Source organism: Clostridium sp. D53t1_180928_C8, from assembly GCF_015667795.1.
GTDB lineage: Bacteria > Bacillota > Clostridia > Clostridiales > Clostridiaceae > Clostridium.
The window spans coordinates 14,224-31,524 of record NZ_JADPEL010000019.1 but is presented as its reverse complement, the minus strand read 5'-3'; the positions used below and the strand labels follow the sequence as shown (position 1 = coordinate 31,524).

The 17,301-nt window shown below is 29.1% G+C and carries 18 protein-coding genes and 1 other annotated feature; of the genes, 1 reads left to right on the top strand and 17 read right to left on the bottom strand.

Annotated elements, in window-relative coordinates; genetic code table 11:
- Nucleotides 1–16 precede the first annotated feature (16 nt).
- From gap to I4V51_RS12335, 15 genes are all read right to left on the bottom strand, one after another.
- Nucleotides 17–1,030, bottom strand: a complete 1,014-nt coding sequence (gene gap, locus I4V51_RS12405; RefSeq protein WP_195988746.1) for a type I glyceraldehyde-3-phosphate dehydrogenase — start codon at nucleotides 1,028–1,030, stop codon at nucleotides 17–19.
- A 56-nt stretch (nucleotides 1,031–1,086) separates the two neighbouring features.
- Complete coding sequence (locus tag I4V51_RS12400) at nucleotides 1,087–2,118, bottom strand: sugar-binding domain-containing protein (protein ID WP_195988745.1); 1,032 nt, start codon at nucleotides 2,116–2,118, stop codon at nucleotides 1,087–1,089.
- Between the two features lie 380 nt (nucleotides 2,119–2,498).
- A complete protein-coding gene (locus I4V51_RS12395) occupies nucleotides 2,499–3,335 on the bottom strand; it encodes a DegV family protein (protein ID WP_195988744.1) in 837 nt (278 codons plus the stop codon).
- Nucleotides 3,336–3,354: 19 nt separating this feature from the next.
- Complete coding sequence (locus tag I4V51_RS12390; protein ID WP_195988743.1) at nucleotides 3,355–3,816, bottom strand: tRNA (cytidine(34)-2'-O)-methyltransferase; 462 nt, start codon at nucleotides 3,814–3,816, stop codon at nucleotides 3,355–3,357.
- Nucleotides 3,817–4,105: 289 nt separating this feature from the next.
- The gene (locus I4V51_RS12385) at nucleotides 4,106–5,581 is read right to left on the bottom strand and encodes a VanW family protein (RefSeq protein WP_347708663.1); all 1,476 of its coding nucleotides are present in this window, start codon (nucleotides 5,579–5,581) and stop codon (nucleotides 4,106–4,108) included.
- Nucleotides 5,582–5,800: 219 nt separating this feature from the next.
- Nucleotides 5,801–6,742 (bottom strand): glycoside hydrolase family 25 protein, encoded by a 942-nt coding sequence (locus tag I4V51_RS12380; RefSeq protein ID WP_195988742.1) that lies wholly within the window; start codon nucleotides 6,740–6,742, stop codon nucleotides 5,801–5,803.
- Nucleotides 6,743–6,951: 209 nt separating this feature from the next.
- A complete protein-coding gene (locus tag I4V51_RS12375) occupies nucleotides 6,952–7,863 on the bottom strand; it encodes a D-alanine--D-alanine ligase (RefSeq protein WP_195988741.1) in 912 nt (303 codons plus the stop codon).
- A 261-nt stretch (nucleotides 7,864–8,124) separates the two neighbouring features.
- Nucleotides 8,125–8,766 carry an endonuclease III gene (nth, locus tag I4V51_RS12370; RefSeq protein WP_195988740.1) on the bottom strand — a complete coding sequence of 214 codons (642 nt, stop codon included), beginning with the start codon at nucleotides 8,764–8,766 and terminating at the stop codon, nucleotides 8,125–8,127.
- Nucleotides 8,767–8,788: 22 nt separating this feature from the next.
- Nucleotides 8,789–9,493: a lysophospholipid acyltransferase family protein gene (locus I4V51_RS12365; RefSeq protein WP_195988739.1), complete on the bottom strand. Its 705-nt coding sequence runs from the start codon at nucleotides 9,491–9,493 to the stop codon at nucleotides 8,789–8,791.
- A gap of 70 nt (nucleotides 9,494–9,563) precedes the next feature.
- Complete coding sequence (gene queG / locus I4V51_RS12360; protein ID WP_195988738.1) at nucleotides 9,564–10,538, bottom strand: tRNA epoxyqueuosine(34) reductase QueG; 975 nt, start codon at nucleotides 10,536–10,538, stop codon at nucleotides 9,564–9,566.
- A gap of 3 nt (nucleotides 10,539–10,541) precedes the next feature.
- Nucleotides 10,542–11,135 (bottom strand): serine O-acetyltransferase EpsC, encoded by a 594-nt coding sequence (gene epsC / locus I4V51_RS12355; RefSeq protein ID WP_195988737.1) that lies wholly within the window; start codon nucleotides 11,133–11,135, stop codon nucleotides 10,542–10,544.
- A gap of 121 nt (nucleotides 11,136–11,256) precedes the next feature.
- Nucleotides 11,257–12,165: a cysteine synthase A gene (gene cysK, locus I4V51_RS12350; protein ID WP_195988736.1), complete on the bottom strand. Its 909-nt coding sequence runs from the start codon at nucleotides 12,163–12,165 to the stop codon at nucleotides 11,257–11,259.
- 61 nt (nucleotides 12,166–12,226) lie between these two features.
- Nucleotides 12,227–12,469 (bottom strand) — a binding site (T-box leader).
- A 76-nt stretch (nucleotides 12,470–12,545) separates the two neighbouring features.
- Nucleotides 12,546–13,799 (bottom strand): CBS domain-containing protein, encoded by a 1,254-nt coding sequence (locus tag I4V51_RS12345; protein WP_195988735.1) that lies wholly within the window; start codon nucleotides 13,797–13,799, stop codon nucleotides 12,546–12,548.
- 266 nt (nucleotides 13,800–14,065) lie between these two features.
- Entirely contained in the window at nucleotides 14,066–14,575 is a 510-nt protein-coding gene (locus I4V51_RS12340; protein WP_195988734.1) for a hypothetical protein, read from the bottom strand.
- Nucleotides 14,576–14,786: 211 nt separating this feature from the next.
- Nucleotides 14,787–15,668 carry a YegS/Rv2252/BmrU family lipid kinase gene (locus I4V51_RS12335; protein WP_195988733.1) on the bottom strand — a complete coding sequence of 294 codons (882 nt, stop codon included), beginning with the start codon at nucleotides 15,666–15,668 and terminating at the stop codon, nucleotides 14,787–14,789.
- Between the two features lie 221 nt (nucleotides 15,669–15,889).
- Between I4V51_RS12335 and pssA the strand changes: the two genes are divergently transcribed.
- The gene (pssA, locus tag I4V51_RS12330) at nucleotides 15,890–16,411 is read left to right on the top strand and encodes a CDP-diacylglycerol--serine O-phosphatidyltransferase (protein WP_195988732.1); all 522 of its coding nucleotides are present in this window, start codon (nucleotides 15,890–15,892) and stop codon (nucleotides 16,409–16,411) included.
- A gap of 52 nt (nucleotides 16,412–16,463) precedes the next feature.
- Here the strand turns inward: pssA and I4V51_RS12325 are convergent, their stop codons facing one another.
- Both I4V51_RS12325 and I4V51_RS12320 read right to left on the bottom strand, forming a co-directional pair.
- Nucleotides 16,464–16,862, bottom strand: a complete 399-nt coding sequence (locus I4V51_RS12325) for a hypothetical protein (protein WP_195988731.1) — start codon at nucleotides 16,860–16,862, stop codon at nucleotides 16,464–16,466.
- A gap of 21 nt (nucleotides 16,863–16,883) precedes the next feature.
- Nucleotides 16,884–17,294, bottom strand: coding sequence for a hypothetical protein (locus I4V51_RS12320; protein ID WP_195988730.1), 411 nt, complete (start codon nucleotides 17,292–17,294; stop codon nucleotides 16,884–16,886).
- Nucleotides 17,295–17,301: the final 7 nt, after the last annotated feature.

Below are 17,301 nucleotides of genomic sequence, written 5' to 3'. Positions count from 1 at the left end.
TAATTATCTATTAAAATTAAGCTAATTCAGCGAAGTATTTAATAGTTCTAACCATTTGGCTAGTGTATGAGTTTTCGTTGTCATACCATGAAACAACTTGAACTTGGTATAATCCTTCTCCGATTTTAGATACCATTGTTTGAGTTGCATCGAATAATGAACCGAATTTGATTCCTACGATGTCTGAAGAAACTAATTCTTCTTCAGTGTAACCGAATGATTCGTTTGAAGCAGCTTTCATAGCAGCGTTGATTCCTTCTACAGTTACATTTTCACCCTTAACTACAGCAACTAATATAGTTGATGATCCAGTTGGAACTGGTACTCTTTGTGCAGAACCAATTAATTTTCCGTTTAATTCTGGAATAACTAATCCGATAGCTTTAGCAGCTCCAGTTGAGTTAGGTACTATGTTAACAGCCCCAGCTCTAGCTCTTCTTAAATCACCTTTTCTTTGAGGTCCATCTAAGATCATTTGATCTCCAGTGTAAGCGTGGATAGTTGACATTATTCCTGATTGAATTTCAGCATAGTTGTTTAAAGCTTGAGCCATTGGAGCTAAGCAGTTTGTAGTACAAGATGCAGCTGAGATTATGTTATCTTCAGCAGTTAATATATCTTGGTTTACGTTGAATACAACTGTTGGAAGGTCGTTTCCAGCTGGAGCTGATATAACAACTTTCTTAGCACCTGCTTCGATATGAGCTTGAGATTTAGCTTTTGATACGTAGAATCCAGTACATTCTAATACTACGTCAACACCAATTTCTCCCCAAGGTAATTTAGAAGCATCAGCTTCAGCGTATATTCTAACTTCTTTTCCATCAACAGTGATAGAATTTTCTCCAGCAACAACTGTATCACCTAAAGCGTATCTACCTTGTGCTGAATCATATTTTAATAAATGAGCTAACATTGTTGGGCTTGTTAAATCGTTGATAGCAACTATTTCATACCCTTCAGCTCCAAACATTTGTCTAAATGCAAGACGTCCTATACGTCCAAATCCGTTTATTGCAACTCTTACCATTACAATTACCTCCTAAAAATAGATATTATATATTTAAAATTAAATTTTAAATCAAATTAATTAGTATTAATTAACTCTGCAATCCTTCTTCCTGCAGCTTCATCAGTAACTAAAACAGCATTAGAATTATTCATTTCCGTTGCAATTATAGCTTCTACTTTATTTTCTCCTGCAGCTACCGCAATATGCGTATTAATTTTTTTTGCATCATTAATATTAATTCCGATTGGAGTATTTTCTGAAACTACTTGAGAGTATTTATTAAAATAACACCCAAATGCTTCTCCTACAGCTCCTAGTTCTTCAAGCTTATTTATATAATCCTCTGACAATCCACGCTTTTTAGCCATATGAATTGCATTACCTATTCCGTAAATTAAAATATCAGCATTGTGAATATGGTCTATAACTTCTTTTATTTGTTTTTCTTTAAGAAGCCCTTCTAATACTTTCGAACTAACATTTTCTGGAATATGTAATAACTTATAATTGCCATCAACCTTATTAGCTAATGCTGCTGCTAAATAATTAGCTTGACTTTCAACCTTTCTTCCCATTCCGCCTCTAGCTGGAATAACAAGAACATCGGAAATATTACTTACCTTTGGAAATGCTTCAACAACTTCTTTAATTGTACTTCCTCCAGTAATGGCGATTATGTCATTATCTTTTATTATATTTTTTACATAATTTGCTGCTGCCTTTCCTAATTCCTTAAGCGTTGAAGGATTATCTTCAACATTTCCTGGAACTATAACAACATCTTTTAACCCTAAAACTGATTTAATACTTCTCTCAATATCATTTAAACCCTTTATTTGATGTATGAACTCCTTTAAACCTTCTAGGACATTTTGTCCATCTTTAGTTACTGTCATACCTGGGGTATTAATTTCTATTAAGTTTTGTGATTTCAATAAATCAATTTCATTTCTGACTATTCTTTCGCCAAGATTAAGTTCACTTGCAAGCATTCTTCTTCCAATAGGTTGGTTATAGAATATTGTCCTTAAAACATTATATCGTTTTTCTAGGACTTCCACCAGCTCAGGAACTATCTTTCTTTGCAAATCTAATATTTCCTGCACTACAGACCCTCCTTTGGACTAAAAATGTCCCAGCAATGACTTTTATGTCCCACATCTATTATTATAAAACAGATATATGAATTTTGAAAGTCTTTCTAGTAATTTTTTTATATTTTTTTTATTTTTACTATTTTTTCATATATATACTTAATAAAATTCATTTATTTTGAATATTTAAATATATATATAGCTTTTTATTATATATTTAAAATTTCACTTTAATTTTTTCTATAATATTTTGTGCTATTTTTATCGATATATTACAAAACACATCCCATTTTTTTATTCCATGTAATGATATTTATAACTAAATAGGAATAATATAACTTTATATATAAAAAAATAGTAAGTAATAAATTTATTACTTACTATCTAAAATTCTATTTTTCAACAAAGAAAAATCCACATGCTCCAACCCCTGAATGTATACCAACTGTACACCCAACAATTCCATGAACATAATTTATATTTTTCTCTTCACAATATTTTTTAAGACCCTCAAATATTTCATCATTTAAAATTTCATCAATAACTATTGGTGAATCAAAATCAACATTTGCACTTTCAAAATCAGAAATTACCTTCTTTAAGGCTTTTTTGCTTCCTCTTACTTTATCTTTAACTGCCATTTGCCCATCTCTAACTTCTAAAATAAGTCTTAACCCTAAAACACTTCCTATCGTACCAGCTGTTTTAGAAAGTCTTCCACCTCTTACTAGGTTTTCTAGAGATTCAAAGCTTAATGAACTTTTCACCTTAGGAATTATATTTTTAATTTTCTCTTCTATTTCAAATATACTATCACCATTATCTCTGAATTCACAAGCTTTTAATGCTAAGATACCTAAACCTGATGTTACATTTCTAGAATCTATAACTACTATATCATCAGTTTCTAACATATTTTTAGCTATGCATGCTGATTGGTATGTTCCACTCATTTCTGATGATAATACTAAAGTAACAATTTTATATCCTTCATCTAGGTACTTTTTAAATGCTTCTTCAAATCTATTTGGTGTTACTTGAGCTGTAGTTGGAAGTACATTATCCTTTTTTATTCTTTCTAACATATCTTTAGTATTTATTTCTACTCCATCTAAATAACTTTCTTCACCAAAGTTAATTAATAACGGTAAAACTTCTATATCCTTCTCTTTTATAAGATCTGATGGTAAATCTAAAGTACTATCAGTAATAATCTTAATTTTTTCCATAAAAGTACCCCCTATTTTTTTATTTCATATTCGGAAATCCTATCTGCTTTAAAACTTCATACGCTATAATTGCTACTGTGTTTGATAAATTTAAACTTCTTGTACTTGTTTGTACCATAGGTACTCTTATTCCTTTATGCGCATTATGTACATATTCTGGAACCCCTGATGATTCCCTTCCAAACATTATAAAATCTCCATTTTGAAATTTTTCTTCTGAATATATATTTCCACCATGTGTAGTAGATAAAAATATTCTTCTGTCTCCGTACTTCGCCATAAATTCTTCATAAGATTCATGAACTTCTAATTTCAAGTCCTTCCAGTAATCTAAACCTGATCTTCTAACGGCTTTATCATCAATACTAAATCCTAACGGCTTTATTAAATGAAGAGTTGAGTCAGTTAAAACGCAAGTTCTTGCTATATTTCCAGTATTCTGTGGTATTTCTGGTTGATATAAAACTATATTTAAATTCAATGAATTCACCCTCCAAAATAAAAAGTAAGATGCCATACACCTTACTTTACACTATTTATATACCTTCAATGATACTATATAGTTTTTTAATAGTCAAAGCATTTTACATTTTGTTAATTTTTAATTTAATACTATATTTTACGCTTGAATATTGAATATTACGATTTATTAATAATAATTATATTTCTTCATAAAAATAAGGATATATCAAACTTGTCATTAAACAAAATAACTTTCTTGTTTAATAAGCCTTTTTTGATACATCCTCATTAAATAACTCTTTTTATATTTAAGTAGCAGGTACTTCTTCAGGTGCTACTTGTCCTGGCGCTGTTTCGCCCGAATTAGGTGCACTAGGTGCTTCTACCTTTTTAGTTCCAACACTAACAATTTGATTTCTAGTCGAATATACATCTGTTGATATAAGTTCTTTATTTACTTGAACCCCATTTTCATAAGTAATTAAATATCCACTTGCCTTACATCCATTAGCTCCAGATGATGTTACTACTCTTGTTCCTTCTGGTAATGTAGGGTCTTGTACTTCTTCTGTTTTATAATTATAAGTTTCTAATATTTCATTAACAAGCTCATAAGTTTTTCCACCCATTGCTTCTTTATTACCAAAAATATTAAAAACTACATTATTCCCAGATAAATATCCTTGAATGTATATTGGGAAATCATATGTATTTACAAATTTATAATCTATATATCCAGCTGCAACAGTTGCATCTAATCCTGGCTTTGCATAACCAACTGTCATTGAGTGATTACGTCTTTCAGTTGATCTTATATTAGCTTGTATAACAGCTCTATAAAGAGTACTTGATACTTGGCATACTCCGCCTCCATATCCAGGAACTATTTTTGATCCAACATATGTATTTGCTTCTTTATATCCTCTTTCTGGAGTTGTTTCACCAATTGTGTTATTATAGCTAAATTCATCACCTGGCATTAATAATGTTCCATTAATATATCCACTTGCAATTCTTAAGTTTTCTACTCTTCCTGAATCTCCAGTACTAAATGAAGTAGAATATGATGACATTATTCCATCTATCTTATTTAAATCAGCTGAAGTTATTCTTGGAGAGTAATCTTGTATATCTACAGTTACACTTTCAGCCTTTTCAGGATTTGGATCCACACATTCTTTTATTTTATTGCATAATTCATCTATATTTATATTCTTTCCTATAGTTTCTGGAGTAACAGAAATATTTGTACCATTAATTGATATTTTAGCATCAATTGCATCAACTTTAACTTGATCATTTACACTATTTGCAAACTCTTTAACTTTTTCTTCATCATAGCTTAATACAGTATCAACTTTATAATCAACACCATCTTCTATCATTTGTTTCTTTTCAAGCATCTTCTTATCTTTTCCATAATCTAATGCTTGTTCTACAGTTTCATCTGCACTTACTGATGGAGTAATATCTGAATATTTTAATTCAAAGGATTTATCCCCAACAGTTACTGTTATAATTTTATCCCCAATTAAAGGAAGTAACTGTTCATTTATTATGTTTACTGCTTCTTCTTTAGTCTTACCACCTAAGTCTATACCATAAGCTTGTACCCCAGGATATATTTTATCTGCCCATGAATCTACTTTGTTTTTTATACTAGTAAAATATCCAAAAGTTACACCAGCAATTAATATTATAATAGTAGATATTATAATTATTAATTTTTTATTTTTAGACATAGCCTTTCCGCTTTTACCATCATTAGATTTTTCATTGCTCACAGTTCCACGCCTCCCAAATTTTATATATATAATTGCTATAATTGCATTATGTTCTAATTATATTCTATTATTTAATTTTATACAATTAATAAAATCATTCCAATTAATAACTCTAATCTTAGTATAATAAGAATAGCCTTATATTATTACGTATAATTTATTTTTTATATAGTATATTAAATATATAAATATAAAGCTATTCTATATTACTCATTTATTTTATATTGTAAAGCTACTCCTCTTCTTAGATGTTTCACCATCATTATCAAACGCCTCTATACTAATCTTTACAGTTCCTTTAACTTCAAAAGGTAATTGATTTATATTAATTGAAAAGCTAGTATCATCAGCATCTACTGTTCCTATCCAATAATTATTAGCGAAGATATTATATCCTAATAAGTCTTTATCAGTATTCTTCTTCCAACTTATATTTAAAACATTTCCTTTTCTGCTAACTGTAAGTCCAGTAACATTTCTAGGTTGAGTTAACAAATCAATACTGTCTGGTCCCCAATTTGCATCAACTGGATTTCCAACACCTCCAACTTTTGCACTCTCACTATATTGCCATATTCTCCATCTAGTCCATCCTCCAACATCTGGTGGAACTGGTGCATTTCCTGCAATTGCAGTATAATGCGCAATCCATAAAATCATATTCTTCAAAGGATATCCTTCATTAGGAATGAAGAAGTTATTATATAACTCAACGAAGAAAGCACCTGTATAAAGCATTAACCTTCTTCTTGTCTTTTTCTCAAATCTCTTTCTAAATCTTTGTATCCAATTAATTAATGTAGATGTAGAAATTGATTTATCTGTAGGAGTTTCAATATCTAATACTGGAAATAAATCTCCATAATCTCCTTGTCCAAATCCGTCTTGAAGTATATTAATAAAATCATCACACTGTGAATCAGCAGTACTTAAGTTTGTACTAGGAACTCCAAAATGATATGCACCTACAGGTATCTTAAAGTCTCTTGCCTTTTTAGCAAACTCCAAAAACTTCTTGTCTACTCTAAATCTACCTGAAGCGGATCCTGAAGATCTTAGGTATAAAAAGTCTATAGTTGTTGCTAGAACTGTAAAGTCTACATTTTGTGTATATTCATTAATATCTATACCAAAAAGACTTTTATCATTTCTATTTTGCATAAAATCCTCCAATAAAAAGTTCTCCTTACTACATATAATATTTAAAAATGTAGTTATGGTTACATCTAAAAATTAAGAGCTTATTCTTTTTTATATTATTTTATTACCTCTCTCTATTAGACAATAACTCCTATAAAAAAGTTTCATATAAATTACTAAAAACTAAATAAAAAAAACTCAGCTTTCACTGAGTTTTAAAACTTATAATACTAAATACTTCTTTTAACTTTTAAAGATGTTTCAATTATCTTATCTAAAAGTCCTGCATAGGTAATTTCTATTGCAGCCGCACTCTTAGGGAAAAGACTTGCTGGAGTCATTCCTGGTAATGTATTTACCTCTAATATATAAGGAACTCCATTTTTATCAATTATCATATCAACTCTAGCATATACTTGGCACTTTAAAGCCTTATAAGTTTCTAAAGCCATTTTTTCAACTTCCTTATGAAGCTCTTCTTCTAATTCAATAACTATTTCATCTGCTCCATCTGCTGCATACTTTTGAGTATAATCAAAGAAATCTGATTTTGGCTTAATAGCTATAACAGGCCACATTTTCCCATCAAATACTGGGCAAGTTATTTCATCACCTTCTACAAATTCTTCAATCATTACTTCCGTGTCCCATTTTAACCCTTCCTCAACAGCAGCTTGAATCTCATCTTTACTTTTTATCTTAAATGTAGCAACACTTGATCCCCCATTTGTTGGTTTAACAAAAACAGGATATCCCATTTCATCGATTTTATCATAATCTATTTCTTCTACAGATGATACATTTATCCATCTTGCAGTTCTAACATCATTTGCTTTCAGTATCCTTTTTGTAAAATCTTTATCCATACATACACCTGAACTTATAGGTCCACACCCTGAATAAGGTATATCTAAAGTTTGAAGTACTGATTGAACTGTTCCATCTTCGCCAAATTTTCCATGAAGAGATAATAAAGCAAAATCTATATCCTTAACTTTATTTACTATATCTTCTTTATTATCTATAACTACAGGCACTACTTCATACTTGTTTTTATCAATTTTTTCTACTATTGAATTACCACTCTTAAGTGAAATTTCTCTTTCTGAAGAAATTCCCCCCATTATTACTCCAACTTTCATGTATATCCTCCTAAAATTTCAGTAATTATGTAAGTATTACTATATATTTTCACATTCAATTATATCATAAATGAATCTCCAAATCTTCGATTTGGTTAGATGAATTTACAACTCCGACTGCTTAAGGAGGAGTTGTTTCATAAACATTTCTCCAAATCTTCGATTTAGTTAAGATGAATTTATAACTCCAACTGTCTAGGAATTAGTCGTTTAATAAACTACAAATACAACTTAAAATTTTTATATTCTATTTCAAAATTTTTATTTCTTTTTCGCCTTTTGAGCTTTAAAATATACACATCTATTTGTAAGTGAACACTCACTACATTTAGGATTTCTTGCTATACAGCATCTTCTCCCATGAAATATTAATAAATGATGTGCTAAACTCCACTCCTTTTTAGGAAGTTCTGCTTGAAGTTGTTTTTCTACCTCTAAAACATTATCTGACTCTGCAAGTCCAAGTCTATTTGAAACTCTAAAAACATGCGTATCAACAGCAATAGATGGAACTCCAAATGCATTAGATAAAACAACATTTGCTGTTTTTCTTCCTGCACCTGCTAAACTAGTTATTTCATCCATAGTTTTAGGTACTTCTCCATTAAACTTAGTTTTTAGCTGATTACACATAATTAATATATTCTTAGCTTTACTTCTATATAAACCTATTTGCTTTATTCTTTCTTCAAGTTCATTTATAGACAAAGTTAAAAATGCATCTACATCTGGATAATCCCTAAATAAACTCTCTGTTACTTCATTAACCTTTTTATCTGTAGTTTGTGCAGATAAAATAGTTGCAACTAATAACTGAAATGGAGTTTCATGGTTTAATTCACATTTTGCATCTGGATACAATCTTTTTAACTCTTCTAATATTAACTTAGTCCTTTGCTTCATAAACGTTCCTCCTAACTCTTAACTACTTATAAACTCCTCTATATTCTTCCGGTAATCCTTTTGCTATAGATTTCATTATATAATTCAAGCATCTATCATCATATTCATGCTTAGATTCCTCTTTATCTTTTTTAGGAATGCTTATCGGCTCTCCTATTTTTACGTTTACCTCTGCTTCATTCCATTGTTCTCCAGCCATATCACCATCTTTATTTATAGGTAATAATTTTTCAGTACCATACATTGAAATTGGAACTATTGTAGCTTTGCTCATTCTAGCAACTAATAATATTCCCTTTTTAGCTTCAATCATACTTCCAGTTCTGCTCCTTGTCCCCTCTGGAAAAATAACTAAATTTTCTCCCCCCTTTAATACATTTATCATAGACATAATTGCATCTTTATCTGCACTATTAGGCTTAATACTAATATTTTTAACTATTTTAGTTCCTAAATTAGTAACTGGATCATTAGAAAGTTTAACTCCAGCAACAAAAGTTGGATCATAGTCTTCTTTTAATATCTTTTCTATAATAAACCCATCTGAATTACTTAAATGGTTACAAATAAATATTTTTGCTCCATCAACTTTTTTAATATTTTCATATCCATCAACATTTATTTTCGCATATTTTTTCAAATACCCATTTATCTTATTTCTTGCTATTTTTATAACTAGTTTTTCTGGCAACAGCTTTATAAGTCTTGCCACACTCTTTGACATCATATTAAGTACCCCCTTGAATATAATATGCACATACACATTATATTTTATATATCCCTTCAAAACAATTAACTTATTTTAATCTATCTATATATTCATTTATATAGGGCGAATCTCCTCTATATCTAGATATATCTTCACCTTCATTATGTAACTTTATTATAGCATTTCTTTTAATAACATTTTTCCCTCTCCACCCACAAGATGTCTTAGAAATATTCTCCTTAAAAAATTTATTATTCATATCAGCATAAATATCACTGCTGAAATTACACATAAATTCTAGTGGTTTAAATTCTTCAAGTTTTGAAAATTTTATTGATTCATTATATGGACATATATTTTGACATATATCACATCCAAACACCTTATTCTTTAAGAGCTTTATATCAACATCACTTAATTCTTTTTTTTGAGTTATATATGATGAACATATATTAGGATTAACTCTATTTATATTAATAGATTTTGTTGGACATTCCTTATAGCATCTAGTACATTCTCCACACTCTTTATACTCCTTTATATTTTCAAATATCCTTACATCATCAACAGCTAACTCCAAATTAGTAATTATCTCACCTAAAAAAACATAAGATCCATACTTTTCAGTTATAATCATATTATTTCTGCCAATAAATCCAACACCAGATAAATATGCAATATATCGCTCCGGTAATGTATTACTGTCTACAAAAGAAATAGCTTCTCCACCGTTACTTTTAATGAACTCACAAATTCTATCTAGATATTTTTTTACTACTCTGTGATAATCAAAGCCCTTAGTATATTTAGAGAAACCATTTTCTATATTATTTTCAACCCAAAGATAGGGAAAAGCTATTGAAATAATAGTTTTTCCCTCTTCCATATACCACATTGGATTTATTCTTTTTTCTATATCAGCCTCTTCAAATTCATTTTCTAAAGCCATCTCTTTTCTATAATTATAAAACTCTATTAGTTCATCAAATCTTCTACATTTAATAAATCCAATAATATCTAGCCCTAATGAATTACAGTACTTTATTATATCTTCTTTAATCATAAATTAAATCACCATGTTATTATAAATTTCTTTGCTTATTCCCCTATAATCTTCTATTTCTATTATATCAGCTATATCTTCTTGAACTCTTATTATATTTTTAGCAGGAATACCAACTGCTGTAGCTCCTTCTGGAACATCTTTTAAAACCACGGAGTTAGCACCAATTTTAGAATTACTGCCTATATATATCGGTCCAAGTACCTTAGCTCCAGCTCCTATTATAACATTATCACCTAACGTTGGATGCCTCTTTCCTTTATCTTTCCCAGTTCCCCCCAAAGTTACTCCATGATATAATAATACATTTTCCCCAAGCTCTGCTGTTTCACCAATTACTACTCCCATTCCATGATCTATGACTAACCCCTTACCAATCTTAGCTCCTGGATGTATCTCTATTCCAGTAAAGAATCTTGACACCTGTGATATAAGCCTAGCTAAAAAGAATAATCTTTTAGTATATAATAAATGAGCTATCCTATATGCAATTAATGCATGAATAGTAGGATAAAGTAAAAACACCTCAACCTTACTTCTAGCAGCAGGATCATTCTCCATAACTCTATTTAAATCATATTTCAAATTTTTAAACAAACCTACTCCTCCTTTTTAATAGTTAATAATTTTTAGTTAGTAGTTAAATATGCAATTCCTATCTAAATTTATTAATTAACTACTAACTTCTAACTCCTTAACCTTTATCTATTTAGTAATTTTATTCGTATATTCCCATTGAAATGTACTTTTCTCCTCCATCTGGAGCTATAGCTAAAACTTTTTTTCCTTTACCAAGCTTCTTAGCTATTTCTATAGCTGCATAAACAGCTGCACCTGATGATATTCCTATTAAGATACCTTCTTGCTTAGCAAAATTAACTGCTGTCTCTATTGCATCATTATCAGTAACAGCAACTACCTTATCAACATATTCCCCTTTATAATTTCCTGGTATAAATCCAGCTCCAATCCCTTGTATTTTATGTGGTCCTGGATTCTTACCTGAAAGTACTTGTGAATTACTTGGCTCAACTGCAACAATTTCTACACCATCTATTTTTTCCTTCAAATTTTTCCCTATACCCGATACAGTTCCACCTGTTCCTACGCCTGCTACAAATACATCTAAATCATTAATATCCTCATAAATTTCTTGAGCTGTTGTGGCATAATGCTTTTCAGGATTAGCTATATTTTCAAATTGTTGTGGCATAAAATATCCATGTTCATTTACCATTTCAGTTGCCTTTTCTATAGCGCCCTTCATACCTTTAGACCCTTCTGTTAATACAAGTTCTGCGCCATATGCTTTAATTAAATCTCTTCTTTCTTTACTCATAGTTTCTGGCATAACGATTATAACCTTATATCCTTTAACTCTACCTATCATAGCTAAAGCAATTCCAGTATTTCCACTTGTAGGTTCAACAATTACAGATCCTTCCCTTAATATTCCTGCCTCTTCTGCCTTTTCAATCATTCCAAGAGCTGCCCTATCTTTTACACTGCCACCTGGATTAAACTTTTCTAACTTTACATATACATCTGCACTATTTTTATCTACCATTTTTGTTAACCTTAATACCGGTGTTCTTCCTATTAATTTAATTGCTCCATCATAAATCATATCTATACCTCCAAAATTTAAATTCTTTATATTTTTATATAAAAAAACTTCGTCTCTATTATATAGAGACGAAGTATATTCGCGGTTCCACTCTAATTAAACCATCATAACAATAATGATTTCACTCATTCTACGGTACAATATAATACCTGATCACTATAACGGGTGCTACCGTAAAACCTTACTATTATTTCAGGCATAAACTCCAAAGGGCACTTCATATAAATTACCAGCAAAAAGTTCTCAGCATCCTTTTCTCTCTGTAACCTTCCTTTATACTACTTTCCTTTTTCACAGTTTTAATTCCGAGTATTTAACTAAACTTTATATTTTCATTATATTCTTATCATAAAAAAAGTCAACAACTAATTTCAATTTTTTTACTTATTTTTCTTTTTCCACATTGGATATAGAACTTCATCAATTAAATCATGAGTATTTACAACCCCAATTAGTACATCATTATTGTCAACAACAGGAATCGCTAATAAATCATATTTAGCAGCTATTTCAACAGCTTCATTAATATCCTCATTATGCTTAAGTATATTTATATTTTCATCCATTATTTCTTTTACTTTTATTTTAGCATCATTTAAAATTAAATCCTTTAATTCTATAACACCAATTACTTTTTCTTCTTCATCCTTAATGAATATTGAATTTAATTCCTCATCTTCTGGATTACTTTCTCTTAAAATCTCTATTATTTCTCCAATTGTAATATCTAAATTAAAGGAAATAAAATCCTTACTCATTATACTACCTACTGTTTCATCTTCATATTTAAGAAGTTCCTTTACTTCTTCGGCATCCTCTGTTTCTAAATTAACAAGTATTTTTTCTCTTTCCTCATCATCTAATTCATCTAATATATCTGCAATCTCATCATTAGGCATATTTTCTAAAACTTCAACTGCTTTAGCCTCACTTAAATCCTTTATAATACTACTTTTATATTCTGGTTCAATTTCTTCTAAAGTATCCGCTGCCAAATCTTCATCTAAGGATTCAAAAATTTGTTTTCTTGAACTTGCATCAAGATTTTCTAATATATCTGCTAAATCCGCAGGGTGCAATGTTGATAATTTTTTATACGGAACTGCTATTTGAAGGTTTTTATTAACCATTTCTAAAGATTCAACGTCATCCCACATAATAACTTTATCTTCAAAGTCCTTATTTAAAACTTTATATACAAACTTTCCTAACCCTTGACAATTCATTCTCCTAAACTTAGCAAGAGGCCCTGTTTCAACCGCAATTACTCTATATTCACCTGCAATTTCTGCAATTCTTAAATCATCAACTCTAACAACTTGCTTTCCATTAATATCTACAATTTTTTTATCTAATAAATTTCTAGATAATAAATAAGAATAAGTTCTTGGAAGTATTTCCTTGCTCCCACGCGTCATTATTTTAACCTTATTGTCTACATTGTAAAACATTATACTTCTGAACTCATAATGAAAAGTTATTCCATCACGCTTAACTTTGTACCCAATAACTCTAGGATATCCTTGCTCCGTTGTTACATATATATCTTTTAATTCACCAAGCACATCATCAAACTCATCATACATCTTCTTTCCTAATATGCTAGTAAATAAAAAAACAGATAATCTTTGCATAAAAATTCCTCCTCAATTAATAGAGGAGATATTGGATTTAAATCTGAGTTTCCCCTCTACTATTTCTTATATTCAATTTTCTTAAATTAATACTCTGAGGGACACCCTCCATTTAATCTCACCACCGTTATTTTCAAAAATTATTTAGTGTAAATTTTACAACAAATTTGAAATAAAAATGCCCTTTATTGGGCATTCTATATTAATATTATATTAACAACCCACTAAAAGGCAATACTCTAAAAACAATATTTATTTATTAATTTCTATTTTTTAATTCTAAATGTGGCTATAGCCTTGTATGAACATCCTAAAATACACATTTCTCCCAGTAATGGGTAAGGGAAAATCCTTATTCCCCCTAAAAATATTACAAATTCTACAACTGTAATTATTAATGATACCAAAAGTAATTTCATTCCAGTAGTATTACTATATGGCTTATCAAGAAATAATAAGCTTATAACTACGAATGAAGAAATTAATATTAAGTAAATTAAGCTTGGGATTAAAACCTCCCTATAATTTACTATAAATCCAAATATACTATCTACTCTTATATCTAACTTATAAAATATATTTATTATAACGTATACTAAAAACAATAAAATCATGAAAGTATAATTATAATTAAAACTTCTATTTTCATCCCTCAAAAATATATAAATAGCCGCTAATACTAAAAGTGGAATTCCCACTAAGCTTAACTGTGTTAATACTTTGATAAAATAAATTATACTTTGACGTTGTATTAACCATAAAGAAAGTAATGACAAATACCTCACTACAATTATCAATAAGCTCACTAAATAAAATTTTCGTATCTTTGATGGACACTTATTAGAACTTAAATATATTAAGTATACCGAAAAAATAATTATAAATAATAATATGCATAAATAAATAAAGGCTATCATTTTTATCTCCTTTACAAAAGTACTATTATTTATAATTATTAAATTTTTAATTTATTTATTCTTTAAATTTCTATTTAACCCCTAAAATTTTCAATCCACCCTTAATACACTTTATATCTAGTGGAAAATCTGGTCCTTTTTCTCCATCTATATCTGTAACTATATCTTCATTACAATCTATATGCAATCTATCTGTTTTAAAATATATAACCTTATCTGAGTCTAAATGCTCACCTTTAAGAACTTTTATGAATAAATGTATTAATTCATATACTGGAACAGCCTTGAATACTATTACATCAAGCATTCCATCTGTAGCATCAGCTCTAGTTGCTAAATTAAAATTACCTGCTGTTTTTCCATTAAAGATTAACATAAGATACATAGTTCCATCGAAGTTTACTTGTTCTGATGTTATTTTCACCTTTAACGGCCTAAAATTAGGCAACTCTTCTAATCCCTTTAAATAATATGCTAGCTTTCCAATAGTATTTTTTAAATTTACATCAGTTTTTTGAGACACATCTGTAAAAAGTCCTGTGCTAGCAACATTTACAAAGTATTTATCATTTATATTTCCTAAATCTACAGTAGTTGCTGTTGAACCAATTATTTGCTTACAAGCTTCTTCTACATCAAATGGTATTCCCAAAAACTTCGAAAAATCATTTGCTGTACCTACTGGTAATATTCCTATAGGTAACGAAATTCCCTGCCTTGCCATAGCATTAACTACTGAATCGACAGTTCCATCACCTCCAGCAACTAATACATATTCATATTCACCTGGCTTTATATCATCAAATGCACTTTCTATTCCACATTCTTTTCTTATTCTATAAGGCACTATAGTAAGTCCTGCTTGTTGATGTATGTTAATTATTGCATCTAATTTTGACAAAATAACATTCTCTCCAGAATAAGGATTATAAATTAACTTTACCTTTTTCATTGTATCCCTCCTATTATATATATAAAATTATACCACATAGATTTTATTACGCTATATGTTGAATATACTTAAAGTTTACTCTATATAATATATATATATTTGTAAACCTAGTTTTTTTGCTACTTAACAAATTTTTAAATATTGCCATTTAGGGATTGTTAATTTTTTTTTAAATTTATGCTATAATTATCTTTGTGTAAGATAAACTTAGGAGTGATTATATGAGAAAAAGCAGTATTCCTAACATCTTTACTTTTATTAATTTATCATTTGGAATATTATCATTGCTTTCTACCTTTGATGGTAACTATTCGTTAGCTTGTATTTTTATATTACTTGCTGCATTAGTTGATCGATATGACGGTAGAATAGCTCGCTATCTACAAGTTTCAAGCGATTTAGGAAAAGAGCTAGATTCATTAGCTGATTTAGTTTCTTTTGGTGTTGCACCATCTATACTAGTATTTCTATTATTTGATTTTTATACACTAGGTCCTTCTGGCATATTAGGAATTTTTCCACTTTTACTATTTCCTATATGCGGTGCTTTTAGACTAGCTAGATATAACGCAAGTGAATTTAATGGAGTTTTTACAGGTGTTCCTATCACTGTTACCGGTAGTGTTTTAGCATTGTTTTGCTTATTTACCATTAATAAAAATATTTCTGCACTTATTCCCTTTTTATTATTATTATTAGGTTCTTATTTAATGGTAAGTAAATTTAAACTGAAAAAATTCTAAAAAAAGCTATATCAAAGCTAATTAAATAAATCTCACTTTGATATAGCCTCTTTTAATTTTTCAATTTTTCGTCTTGCTCTTTTTTATACGCCTTTAACATTTCAAACTCTTCCCTAGTAGATGCATCTTGAAAAAATAATTCATCATCTACTTCAGTTAAAATTACTTTATTATCACTATTCTTTAAAATATATTCTCCAACTACAGAACAATATTTAAAATAACTTTCCCCACATTCTTCTAATAAATCAATTACATTATCTATTGTATCTCCCAATTTATTAGCTCTATGAACAGCTTCCTTAACATAGCTACTTTTTGCCTCATATATATTATTTAATTCAGCTGCTCCTCCTATTAAAAGCCTATAAGAATCTACCATTGTTTTTAGTAATTGATTTAAGTTGTTAATATTAACATAGTATTCTTTCATTAATTGTTGGTATTTCATTTAAATACCTCCAAATCATAATTATTTCTTTTCATTACAGCCCTTAATTTCAATGTTTTCTATAAATTCATCATCTAATATTTCAAAAATTTTTCCTGATTCATTACACATTTTATTTAAATCAATTTCTCCCTTTAAAGGCACATACATCGTAGTTCCTTCATCCTTTATCTGTGTTTTAATATTTTCCTTATTTCCACATTGTTCTTCATTCATATTTACTTCAACATCAATAATATCTTGTTTTTCTTGTGCTGTTTTACTATTTTCTAAATACTCTTTATTCATTTCTAAATTATCATTATTTTTTTTGCCAGTACTTTCTCTATACATGTTTAAATCTAGCTCTAAATTATTATTTTCTTCATTTAACGTAAATGTATCACCAAAAATAACTGGTACAAAAAATTCCTTTGGTATTGATATAAACATCTTTTAT